The 11933-nt window shown below is 35.6% G+C and carries 12 protein-coding genes; 11 read left to right on the top strand and 1 reads right to left on the bottom strand.

Annotated elements, in window-relative coordinates; genetic code table 11:
• Window position 1: 1 nt before the first annotated feature.
• Together QWZ06_RS24525 and QWZ06_RS24520 are read left to right on the top strand one after the other, a co-directional pair.
• The gene (locus QWZ06_RS24525) at window positions 2-370 is read left to right on the top strand and encodes a Fur family transcriptional regulator (protein ID WP_435384143.1); all 369 of its coding nucleotides are present in this window, start codon (window positions 2-4) and stop codon (window positions 368-370) included.
• Between the two features lie 94 nt (window positions 371-464).
• Entirely contained in the window at window positions 465-2456 is a 1992-nt protein-coding gene (locus tag QWZ06_RS24520; RefSeq protein WP_290301744.1) for a heavy metal translocating P-type ATPase, read from the top strand.
• A gap of 413 nt (window positions 2457-2869) precedes the next feature.
• Here the strand turns inward: QWZ06_RS24520 and QWZ06_RS24515 are convergent, their stop codons facing one another.
• Window positions 2870-3388, bottom strand: coding sequence for a GNAT family N-acetyltransferase (locus tag QWZ06_RS24515; protein ID WP_290301743.1), 519 nt, complete (start codon window positions 3386-3388; stop codon window positions 2870-2872).
• Window positions 3389-4147: 759 nt separating this feature from the next.
• Between QWZ06_RS24515 and QWZ06_RS24510 the strand changes: the two genes are divergently transcribed.
• The 9 genes from QWZ06_RS24510 to QWZ06_RS24470 all read left to right on the top strand — a co-directional run bounded on the left by QWZ06_RS24510 (window position 4148) and on the right by QWZ06_RS24470 (window position 11929).
• On the top strand, window positions 4148-4879 hold the full coding sequence (locus QWZ06_RS24510) for a transposase (RefSeq protein ID WP_290301742.1): 732 nt from the start codon (window positions 4148-4150) through the stop codon (window positions 4877-4879).
• 263 nt (window positions 4880-5142) lie between these two features.
• Entirely contained in the window at window positions 5143-5505 is a 363-nt protein-coding gene (locus tag QWZ06_RS24505; RefSeq protein ID WP_290301741.1) for a hypothetical protein, read from the top strand.
• 169 nt (window positions 5506-5674) lie between these two features.
• Complete coding sequence (locus QWZ06_RS24500) at window positions 5675-5947, top strand: YHS domain-containing protein (protein ID WP_290301740.1); 273 nt, start codon at window positions 5675-5677, stop codon at window positions 5945-5947.
• Entirely contained in the window at window positions 5934-6611 is a 678-nt protein-coding gene (locus QWZ06_RS24495; RefSeq protein ID WP_290301739.1) for an SCO family protein, read from the top strand. The genes QWZ06_RS24500 and QWZ06_RS24495 overlap by 14 nt, the downstream gene beginning before the upstream one ends.
• 183 nt (window positions 6612-6794) lie before the next feature.
• On the top strand, window positions 6795-7469 hold the full coding sequence (locus QWZ06_RS24490; RefSeq protein WP_290301738.1) for a superoxide dismutase: 675 nt from the start codon (window positions 6795-6797) through the stop codon (window positions 7467-7469).
• Window positions 7470-7472: 3 nt separating this feature from the next.
• Window positions 7473-7844 (top strand): hypothetical protein, encoded by a 372-nt coding sequence (locus QWZ06_RS24485; protein WP_290301737.1) that lies wholly within the window; start codon window positions 7473-7475, stop codon window positions 7842-7844.
• A 266-nt stretch (window positions 7845-8110) separates the two neighbouring features.
• The gene (locus QWZ06_RS24480) at window positions 8111-9034 is read left to right on the top strand and encodes a hypothetical protein (protein WP_290301736.1); all 924 of its coding nucleotides are present in this window, start codon (window positions 8111-8113) and stop codon (window positions 9032-9034) included.
• A gap of 4 nt (window positions 9035-9038) precedes the next feature.
• Window positions 9039-11018 (top strand): TonB-dependent receptor plug domain-containing protein, encoded by a 1980-nt coding sequence (locus QWZ06_RS24475; protein ID WP_290301735.1) that lies wholly within the window; start codon window positions 9039-9041, stop codon window positions 11016-11018.
• A gap of 44 nt (window positions 11019-11062) precedes the next feature.
• Complete coding sequence (locus QWZ06_RS24470) at window positions 11063-11929, top strand: MbnP family protein (RefSeq protein WP_290301734.1); 867 nt, start codon at window positions 11063-11065, stop codon at window positions 11927-11929.
• The last annotated feature ends 4 nt before the right edge of the window (window positions 11930-11933 follow it).

Below are 11933 nucleotides of genomic sequence, written 5' to 3'. Positions count from 1 at the left end.
AATGAAAAAAGATATAGAAAACAAACTCATCGATAAAAATACCAAGCCTACCAGTATGAGGATTTTGGTGTATGATTTTTTAAGCTCACAAGACGCAGCATTGTCTTTGTCTGAAATAGAAAATCACTTTGAGAATGCAGACCGAATTACCATTTACAGAACATTAAAAACCTTTGAAGAAAAGGGAATCGTTCACAGCATCCAGGAAAATACCACCACAAAATACAAGTTATGTGATGACGATTGTGATGAAAAAACACATAAAGACTGGCATCTCCATTTCTATTGTAAAATATGCAAACAGACCACCTGTAAAGAGGATATTTCCTTTCCGGAAATATACAAACCAATTTCCGAATTGATGAAATAAGACTCTTTGCTAAAGGAATCTGTGAAAATTGTCTTGAAAGTTTGCAATAGCATTGCATCAGTCTCACCCTTACATTTGTATAAAAATATCAGTTATGGAAAAATGCTGTAGTACAACCCCGGAAAAAGATCCGAAAGGACATACTCATAATCATTCAGAAGGAGATGGGCATAACCATGACCACGATCATGATGACCATGGTCATTCTCATGACACTGGCGATCAGACCACCTTTCAAATGTTTTTGCCCGCGATTATATCTTTTGTGATCTTATTATTAGGAATTGCTTTTGATAACTATATAAAACCAGCATGGTTTACTGGCTGGGTACGATTAGTATGGTTCCTGGCAGCTTATATCCCTGTGGGATTCCCAGTATTGAAAGATGCTTTTAAAAGCATTATGAAAGGTGATGTCTTTTCAGAATTCTTTCTGATGAGTATTGCCACCATTGGAGCCTTTGCGATCGGAGAATATCCTGAAGGAGTTGCGGTAATGCTTTTTTATGCAGTAGGAGAGGTTTTTCAGTCTATGGCGGTAACCAGAGCGAAAGGAAATATCAAAGCTTTATTAGATCAACGACCTGATGAGGTTACTATTATGGAAAATAATCAGCCTAAAACCATTAAAGCTAAAGAAACCAAAATAGGAGATGTGATCCAGTTAAAACCTGGTGAAAAGCTGGCACTGGATGGAGAACTGATTTCCGATTCAGCTTCATTCAATACCGCAGCTTTGACCGGGGAAAGTAAACCGGATACCAAAAATAAAGGTGAAGTTGTTTTGGCGGGGATGATTAATATGAATAGTATTGCTTTGGTAAAAGTAACTACTGCTTATGAAGACAGTAAATTAAGTAAAATATTGGAGTTGGTTCAAAACGCAACCGCTCAGAAAGCGCCTACAGAATTATTCATCAGAAAATTTGCAAAAGTATACACGCCGATTGTCGTATTTCTGGCGATAGGAATTACTTTCTTGCCTTACTTCTTTGTCAGCGATTATCTGTTTAGAGATTGGTTGTACAGAGCATTGATCTTCCTTGTAATTTCATGCCCTTGTGCCTTAGTAATTTCTATTCCGCTAGGATACTTTGGAGGAATCGGAGCAGCCAGTAGAAACGGAATTTTATTTAAAGGAAGCAATTTTCTCGATAGCATTGCAGAGATTCAGAATGTAGTGATGGATAAAACCGGAACCATGACGGAAGGAGTTTTCAAAGTTCAGGAAGTAAGCATGAGCTCTGAATTCAATAAAGATGAAATCATGCAGTTGGTCAATCTGCTGGAAAGTAAAAGTACACACCCGGTAGCTACTGCCATTCACAATTATGTAGGAGATATTAATTATTCCATTCCGATGGATGATGTAGAAGAAATTGCAGGTCACGGATTGAAAGCAGCAGTTAATGGAAAAGAATTGCTGGTAGGGAACTTTAAATTAATGGATAAATTCAATATCAGCTACGATATCAATCATGCTAATATTGTGTATACCCTTATTGCTGTTGCGTATGATAAAAAATTCGCAGGATATATTACCATCGCAGACAGTATTAAAGCAGATGCAAAAGAAACCGTTGATAATCTTCACAAAATGGGAGTGAAAGCTACTATGTTGAGTGGAGATAAAGGAACCGTAGTAAAATATGTAGCCGATCAGTTGGGAATTGATAATGCATTTGGAGATCTTCTTCCGGAAGATAAAGTGAATAAAGTAAAAGAGATCAAAGCAAAAAATCAAACCGTTGCCTTTGTAGGGGATGGTGTGAATGATGCTCCGGTAGTTGCTTTAAGTGACGTGGGAATTGCAATGGGAGGTTTAGGAAGTGATGCTACGATTGAAACTGCGGATGTCGTTATTCAGGATGATAAACCAAGTAAAATTCCAATGGCGATCAATATTGGTAAACAAACGAAAAAAATTGTTTGGCAGAATATTATCCTGGCCTTTGCGGTAAAAGCAGTTGTACTTGTACTTGGAGCAGGAGGTCTGGCAACGATGTGGGAAGCCGTTTTTGCAGATGTTGGAGTTGCTTTGCTGGCAATCTTAAATGCAGTAAGAATTCAGCGAATGAAGTTTTAAAATTGAATAACATACAACTATATTATATTAATGAAGGCTCTGCTGGTTACAGCGGAGTCTTTTTTATAAATATTAATAAAATGTTTGTTGGAATACGCAAGGGCGCAAGGCTTTTTGAATATATACTGTTTTTAAGGCGCAAGAAAATCAAAGATTTTCGGTACTAATTTGTAATTATTTTGTTTGAACCGTTCAGTATAAACCTATAAGGTTTTAACAACTTTTTCCATGAAAATGATCTTAGCCACAAATAAGCAGTCTCTAATTTTATCGCAGATAAAATCCTAGCGTCTTAAAAATATTAGTCTTTTAAAAATTCTTAGCGCCCTTGCGCATTCCAACAGCAATAGCAACAAAGAAAAAGCCCTGCCGAAAAACAACAGAGCTTAACAAGATTAAACTTTTATAAAGAACTAAATTTTCTGTTTTGATAAGGCAAAGAAATCAAAATCCTCTTTTCCAATACTGAATTGATGTTCTCCAACTTTGGAAAAACCGTTTTTATCATAAAACTGTAACGCTCTCTCATTGGAGTTTAAAACGGATAACCAGATATGTTTCTGACCAGAATTTTCGAAAGAAGCCATTAGTTCATCCATCAATGCTTTTCCTGCTTTTTTCTCCAAAAATTCTTTAAGAACGTAGATCTTCTGTAGTTGAGAAACATCAGCTGAATCAATAAAATCAGTAGGTGAATTCACTTTTAGTTTTGCATATCCAATTGGAAGTTCATTCCAAAAGGCCATCCAGAATTTATTATTAGGATTTTGTATACTGCTCCTGATTTTATCAACACTGAAGGTTCTTTCAAAATAATCAAACAAATCTTTTGGATCCCGGAAGTGTTCCGAGAATGTTTCTGTGAAAGTTAACCTTCCCAGCAATGCAATATGTTGGGCATCTTCTGCAGTAGCGGTTCTTATCTGGATCATGATATAGATTCTGAAGCCTTGTAATCAAAGTTCGTTATAATATGAGAATGATAACAGATACAGTTTTATTAATTTTATAGGTAACAGATTGTTGTAAAGAGATAAGAACTCTCGCAGATTTTGCTGATTACGCAGATTTTTATCCACAATCATCTGTGCGATCTGTCATTAATTATTTTGCCACGAATGCACGAATAGAAAGATTATACTTTAGAATATTTTCTATGTACCCTTTAGTTTGTAAAAAGAAATTAAGTTTACAAAATAAAAGCATTCACAAGAAACAGGGTGAACCATTATGTGTCCAAGGATTCGAGGCCTATACATAGATTATGAACCCTGTTTCTTTGAGAATAAGGTCATTATAGAAATTTAGGTTCGAGACCTATTATCAAGGGCTTAGACACGATTCTCAATGTGAATGATAACCTCAAAAAAAGTTATGAGACAAAAAGTACGTTATCGGCATTGATATTTCCAAATCAAAAATTAGATTGTGCTATAATGGATTCTGAGTATAAGATCCAATGTGAGCAGATCATTCCCAACACAGAGAAAGGAATATCTTCATTTTTTTGAAAGGTATTTTTAAAGCTTCTGAAAAATAACCAAAGAAGACCTTTTGATTTGCTGCGAAAAATACTGGAATTTATAACCGACCATTAGAGAAGTTTTTGTTCAAAAATCAGAGTATCTGCTTTTGGGTGGAACATCCTGTTAAAAATCAAAAAAAGCAGCCAGTGATTTAAGAGGAAAAAGATGATCGAAAAAGATGCCAGAAGAATTGCAGAATACGCTGTTCGCTATCACGATAAAATAATGCCTTATGAGGAATCAGAGGAAGTTATACAACGAATGAACGTGCTGGCTAAATCCCGTGATACTTTACTATTGCAAAAAACGGCTTTGGAAAATCAATTAAGGGAAGCCAAAAGTCACGATGTGTATGTGTTTAAGCTATTGACCCAAGCCTTTTCAAAAACGCTGAAAACTCTTACCACATCTATAAAAACAATAGAAAATCAGCTTTCAGAACTTATGGAAATCCAAGATGAGATTAAGAAAAACAAAGAACTTTTGATTTCCATTCCTGGAATCGGAACTCAATGTGCTCTTAATTTGATCATCATTACCAATAACTTCAAATCGTTTGATAATGCTAAACACCTTGCTTGTTATGCAGGAGTTGTTCCGTTCAAAAATCAATCAGGAACCATCGTAAAAAAAGAACGTGTATCGAAAATGGCGAATCAAAAACTGAAAAAGCTGCTTCATTTATCTGCCATGGCAAGTATACGAGCAGACAAGGAATTAAAGACCTATTTTCTGAGAAAAGTAGAAGAGGGTAAAAATAAAATGAGTGTTCTTAATGCTATAAGAAACAAATTAGTACATCGAATAATGGCCGTAATCAAACGAAAACAGCCATTTTTTCCAAAAGAAGAATTTTTATCAATAAAAAACACTTATAATACTTGCTTATTAACATAGAAATCTATGTGGTTAGAAAAAATTTAAACCACATAGACACATAGGTTGTAAGCCAAATAAATTTATTCGTGCATTCGTGGCCATTAATATCCAGCATTCATGTTTATAGCAGATAAAGTCTTCGTACGTTAAAGACGTAATCTTAAAAGCTCTCTGTGGCTTTATGTATTCCAACAAAATAGGAAAAACCATCAATGACATTCATCATAAATACAACAGAAAACAATTTTGAAGTAGTATATTTGTAACACAGAACTGAAGAATTGAGGTTATTCATATCCATATTTATCATTTTTACGGTTGCAATACGTCCCGTTTTGCCACTGGTAAACTATGCGGTAAACTATGATTATATTGTAAAAAACCTTTGTGAAAAAAGAGACATCCCACAGGCTACCTGTAAAGGGAAGTGTTATGTGGAGAAAGAACTGGCAAAAACAGAAAAACAGTCCAATACTTCACAGACAGTAAAAATTGCCGGACTGGATGTTTTTATCTCTCATGAAATTCTTTCTTTTTCAAACAAAAAAGATCCTGAACCGCTGGTAAAAGTTTCAGATTCAGGTTACTTTGATTCCCATTCTTCAGATTATTTTTCCAGAATATTTCACCCTCCTTTAGTTTAATTTTAATATTGAACTAAGATTTTAGTTTTAGATAAGGTCTATATAAACAATTCATTGCAGATTTAGAAGGAAATCTTCTATGCGATTTCAATGTGTCGTATAATTTATTTTGATGTATTGTTTAATCCCGTAATTTTATCAATAGTATTAATTTCAATTTATTATTAAAATGAAATCTCCAATTATTTTGATGGCTTTGCTGTCGATTACCTTATTTTCCTGTGCCAAAGAACCGCAGGTAAAACATACAAATAAAATGGACTCTTCCGGAGAGAATATAAAGAACGTGCAAGTCGTTAATGAAGAAGATCCAATTTGTCATATGAAAACAGCCGGATTTATAAAAGATACTGCAGTATATAAAAATAAAATATATGGCTTCTGCAGCTCTTACTGTAAAGATGAATTCAAGAAAAATCCTGCAAGTTATGTCCAAAAATAAACAGACTAATAACAAGAGTAAGGTCATTATCCCGATTGCTGTTATGGCCTTATTATTCCTGGGAATAGGAGTAGGGATGGGTTATTTTAAAAAGAATCTTTATACGGTGATGAAAGTTCCTGATTTTGAATTGACGGATCAAAATGGGAAAAAGATTACCAATAAAGATATGCTGGGAAAAGTATATCTGGTAGAGTTTTTCTTCAGTAAATGTCCTACGATATGTCCGGTAATGAATACCAATATGAAGGCGATTCAAAACCAGGTCAATACTCCTGATTTTGGAATTATCTCCATCAGTATCGATCCGGAAAATGATACTCCGGAAGCGTTAAAAGAACATGCCAAAAGAATTGGAGCTACATCTCCCAATTGGCATTTCCTAACAGGGGATAGATCCTATATTGGTCAACTTGCTGATCACTTCAATATCTACGTTGGAGATAAGGAAGATGATGCAGAAAGTCTTAATCACAGCGGTATGATCGCTCTTGTAGATGAAAAAGGAAATATCCGATGCAGATACAATAAAGAAAATATGCCGATCCTTTATTATTCAGGATTAAACTATGAAGATCCGGAAGGAAAAACTCCAAAGTTAACCGGAAAGTATCACCCGGACAGAGAGATTCTGATTGAGGACATTAAGAAATTATTGAATTAGGAGGGAAGACAGGAAGAGGGAAGCTGGAAGTACTTATAGTTTACTGTAATAATATCAGTCTTCTAAAAAGTAATAAGTGTAGAAAAGGAAAGGCTTTAATATTGGGACTTACATAACTTCGATCTTCCATCCTCAAACTTCCATCCTTCAAAAAAATATTGTTAAACCATATAACAAAACATTATGAAGATTATGAAAATAGCTGCTTTAGGAGCAGTATTTGCGGCTCAGTTTACACTGGCTCAGTTTAAGCAAACCCCTTTACCGTATGCTTACAATGCATTGGAAGGATCAATAGATGCACAGACTATGGAGATTCACTATTCAAAGCACGGTGCAGCGTATGCTGCCAATTTGAATAAGGCCATTGCCGGAACTCCACAGGAAAAGGAAACATTGATTCAAATCCTTTCCGAAACTTCCAAATTAAGCCCTGCGGTGAGAAATAATGCCGGCGGACATTACAACCACGAGCTTTTCTGGACGATCCTTACTCCGGAGAAGAATACTCAGCCTTCAGCAAAATTAGCAAAGGCGATTAACGAAGCTTTTGGAAGCCTGGATGCTTTTAAAGAAAAAATGAGTAAAGCGGGTGCAGACCGTTTCGGATCAGGATGGGCTTGGCTTTCTGTGGATAAAAACGGAAAACTTTTCGTTTCTTCTACGCCTAATCAGGACAATCCTTTGATGGATATCGTAGAAGAAAAAGGAACTCCTATTTTGGGAATCGATGTTTGGGAGCACGCTTATTACCTGAAATATCAGAACAAAAGAGCAGATTATCTTTCAGCGATCTGGAATGTGTTAAACTGGAAAGAAGTCAGCAAAAGATATGAGGCTGCTTTAAGCAAAAAATAATTCATGAAATTCATTTACAGCATACTTTTTATAGGCTATATGGTGTTCAGACCTCTGATACCACTGGCTGAGTATGCTGTAAATTATGATTATATCGTTAATACCCTTTGTGTCAATAAAACTAAACCTGAGCTTCATTGTAACGGAAAATGTTACCTGAGCAAAGAGTTGGCAAAAGCTAATAACGAGACAGAATCTACTCCTTTCAACAAAATAAAAAACTCAGGGCAGAAAATTCTTGATATCTATACACTGCCTGAGATTACAGAGGTTACTCTTACTGGAAAAATTACTTTTTTCAATTTCAACTTTATCTATGAAACAGCTTATTCTTTTCTGTTTCTGAATCACATTTTCAAACCACCGGTTTTTTAAGTTTTTCCTATAAAATACTACCCACAAAAGTCACAGAAGTTTATTTAAGAGAGTTTAAGTAAGCTAAAATATGTAGGTGTAAAAGCTCACAAAACTTGAAAATCAAAGATTTTCAAAAAGCTTAAGTGTACTTCTAAACGGTTTATTGGTCAGCTTTAAAATAACTTAAGTGTTATAAAACCTTTTGTGCCTTTTGTGGTAAAAAATATTGAATGTTTCCGCATTCAAAGTATTTCTATTGTATTCACCAACTAAAAAAATCAACAATGAAAATGTATCAACTTTTCATCATGAGTTTACTGTTGATGGCTGTTTCCTGCACCCTCGACAAAACTGATTATGAAAGCGAAATCAATACAGCCGTTCCGGAACACTATGAATTTAAAGAAGCGGCGGCTCTCAATAAAGATCAATATAAAATAAGCATTGAGACCTTAAACGGAACATTTTATCAGGGATATAATGAAATCAGAGTAAAGATGATCAATACTCAGACCAACGAAAATATTAATGCTTCGAACATTACTTTTTTACCCATCATGACAAAAGCTGATGGAAGTAAGACTTCATGTCCTTATCAATACGCTTTGGATTACAAACCGGAGGGTAAATATTATTCAGGATATTCTGTATTTACTGATAAAAGCAATTCTACAGTAAGCTGGAAACTTTATATGAGTTTCAAAGTGAAAGAGGAAACATATACGGTCAATAAAGATATTATGGTGAATGAACAGAGTAATAAAAACCTTAATATGACTTTGTTTACAGGAAATGATGGCGAACAATATTATATTGCACTTATTGCCCCTCAAAAACCCAGAGTGGCAGAAAATAAACTGGTCGCTGGAATTTATAAATACAATAAACCTACTGCTTCATCCGGAAGTTTTCCAGATCCTTCACAGTTTTCTTATTCGGAAGTGAAAGGATATACGTTGCAATTGGATCCGAGAATGCCGGAACCATCCATGGGAAACCATTCTTCTCCCAATAATCAGGATTTAATCCAGGGAAATGACGGATTGTATCATGGGATTGTCAACTATACCATGACAGGAAACTGGACTTTAAATTTTATCATGCTGAATAAAAATGGTAAGATCATTAAAGGTACTAAGGTTTCCACAGACTTTACCCCAGGTGTTCCGGGAGCTAAAAGTGAACTTTTTATCGATACCTTATTCTAAAGTAATGAAGCAGCTCGGAATTATATTGATCTTTTTGGGCGTTGTTATCAATGCACAACACCGAAAAGTAAAAAAAGACAGTATTGCTCATATCGCTGAGGTAAAAGTAAAAAGCAATAAAAAGAAGATCGAAACGGAAATGAAAATGGCCGTTTCAGTGGATGAATTTCTGGCATCTTCAGATAAAATCAGTTTTATAAAGCGTGGAGCGTATGCTTGGGAACCGTTGCTCAACAACATGAGTACGGAAAGATCTGTCATTACGCTTGATGGGATGCGCATCTTTGGAGCATGTACTGATAAAATGGATCCGGTTACCTCCTATATGGAAAGCAATAACCTTTCGGGGATAGATATAAAATCAGGCCAGGAAGGAAGCTCGCATGGAGCAACAGTAGCCGGAAGTATTGACTTGAAAAGAAAAAGTACCCCTTTTGATCTTGAAAAAAAATGGAATGGAGTCTATCAGACAGGTTTTGAATTCAATAATAAACAGTTTTTTAACCTTGGAAATATATCCTATTCCGGGAAGAAGCTTGTGGTAGACGGAAGTATTTCCTTCCGGAAAGCAGGTAATTATTATGATGGGAATGATGTTGAAGTAAATCACTCTCAATATAATAAGTTCAATACGGGAATTGGAATCGCTTACAAAACAAGTTCTTTATCTTCAGTGAAAGTGGATGCAATCTTTGATATGGCGAAAAATGTCGGATTTCCTGCATTACCAATGGATTTATGGCTTTCCAGAGCCATGATTACCTCAGCATCTTATAGACAATTGTTTAAAGAAGGATTAATTAAATCCTGGGATACAAAAATCTATTTCAATACCATCGAGCATTATATGGATGATACAAAGCGTCCTGAGAATCTGGTACACATGGATATGCCGGGATGGAGTACTACCTATGGACTTGTTTCTTCAATGAATCTCACAAAAGAATGGTATACCTCAGACATAGAACTTAATGCCTACAACAACACATCGATTGCAGAAATGCGCATGTATCCTCAGGATAGAAAGAACAGAACTATGTTTGCGTATAGTTGGCCTTGGGTGACGACGCGTTTTGCCAGTTTTTCGATGAATAATAAATGGGATATCTCTGATAGAAGCCGTTTGAGTTTCGGAGGATCATTAGGGCTGAATTATAATGAGTCTAAATATCCTGAATTCAACTGGATCTTCCATCCGGGAGCATCCCAGGAAAAAACAAGAATTCTTCCCAGCCTGCATGCAGGATATCAATTTACCAATCATCATTTTAATTTTTCTGTAGGAACGGGCTACGGTCATAGAGCGCCTTCCGTTTCAGAAGGGTATGGCTATTATATCTACAACAGTTTTGACCGCTATGACTATATCGGAAATCCTGACCTAAAAAATGAAATTTCTTATGAAACCAATGCCAGTGCAGGTTTTAAGAATGAAAAAATGAGTATTGAAGCCAAAGTAAATTACTTCTATATTCAGAATTATATTATCGGAAGAATTCTGAGTCTTGGAAGTCCTATGAATTACCAATCGGTAGGAGTGAAGGCTTATACTTCACTGGATCATGCCACACTCTTTAATATGTCTCTGAATGCCAATTACAGCATTATGCCGGATTTACACTGGAAAGGAACGCTGACGTATGCAAGAGGAAGGGATGATAAAGGAAAAAATCTGCCTTTCATCCGTCCTTTAAGCTATCTGACCTCTTTACATTATACCCATGGCAATTTTGGAATTCAGACTTCTGTAAATGGAGATTTTATCCAGCTCAATTACAGTCCTGAGTATGGTGAAGATCAGACGCCAGCCTATACCATATGGAACTTTTCCATGGATTATACTTTCAGAATCAAAAAACTTAGAACCGTTTTTCAGGTAGGAGCCGAAAACCTGTTAAACAAATATTACAGCACCTATGCAGATTGGGGAAATATCCCAAGAATGGGTCGTAATATTTATACGTCTTTAAAATTCAACTTTTAAAGATGCTAGAAACTTTAATTAAAACAACAACTAAAATTTTTAAAATGCAAAACTTAAAACAATATCTACTATTATCCGCTTTTTCATTAGGTGTAATTTCTTGCCAGAACAGTGATGAAAATCCTGTTGCCAATAATGTTACCCTTGAATTCAAGAATACATTTAAAAGTGAAACGATTGTTCTCGGAGGTGCTACTTCAAATACAGCTACCATCAATACCTCAGCAGAAGGGCAGGTTCATCATTTCTCAGAATTGAAATATGTAATCAGTAATATTCGTCTGGTAAAAGCAGATGGGAATGAAATTCCATATAAAGTTAATGATCTGGATCAGGGTGCTACCGTGATTGACCAATCAAAACCGGAAACGCTTCGTTACTTATTGAGTAATATACCTGCCGGAGAGTATAAAAAAATCAAATTCGGACTAGGAGTAAAAAAAGATCTGAATGTTTTGGATCAGGTGAGATTTCCAAAGTTCTATGCCACTGCAGGATCTAACGATACCCAAATGATGTGGGAATGGGGAGCCGGGTATCGTTTTACAAAAATTGAAGGCTTTTATGGAACAGATAACAAACAGATGTCCATTCACACCGGAAGTACCATAAAAGGATCGGAAGGAAACTTTACCCAGGGAGTAGATGCATATAGAGATGTCACTTTAGATCTTTCCCAACATGCGATTGTGGATAGCAAAGCGCCTAAAATTATTATTAAAGCAGATTTTGATAAACTGTTGACGGGGAAAATCAATACGATTGTATTGGTTACGGGAACAGGATCAGATGGCAATGCTACTCCGAATATTCATACTGCTAACCAAATGGTAAAATTTGTTGATAACCTCGGTGGAAACGGCTCAAGCGATATTTCCGGAATGTTTTCAGTGAGTGCTGTTGAAAACTAAACTT

Origin of the sequence: Chryseobacterium tructae, from assembly GCF_030409875.1 — a bacterium.
Classification (GTDB): domain Bacteria; phylum Bacteroidota; class Bacteroidia; order Flavobacteriales; family Weeksellaceae; genus Chryseobacterium; species Chryseobacterium tructae.
The sequence above is the reverse complement of the archived record's forward strand: the minus strand, read 5'-3'. Positions and strand labels throughout refer to the sequence as shown.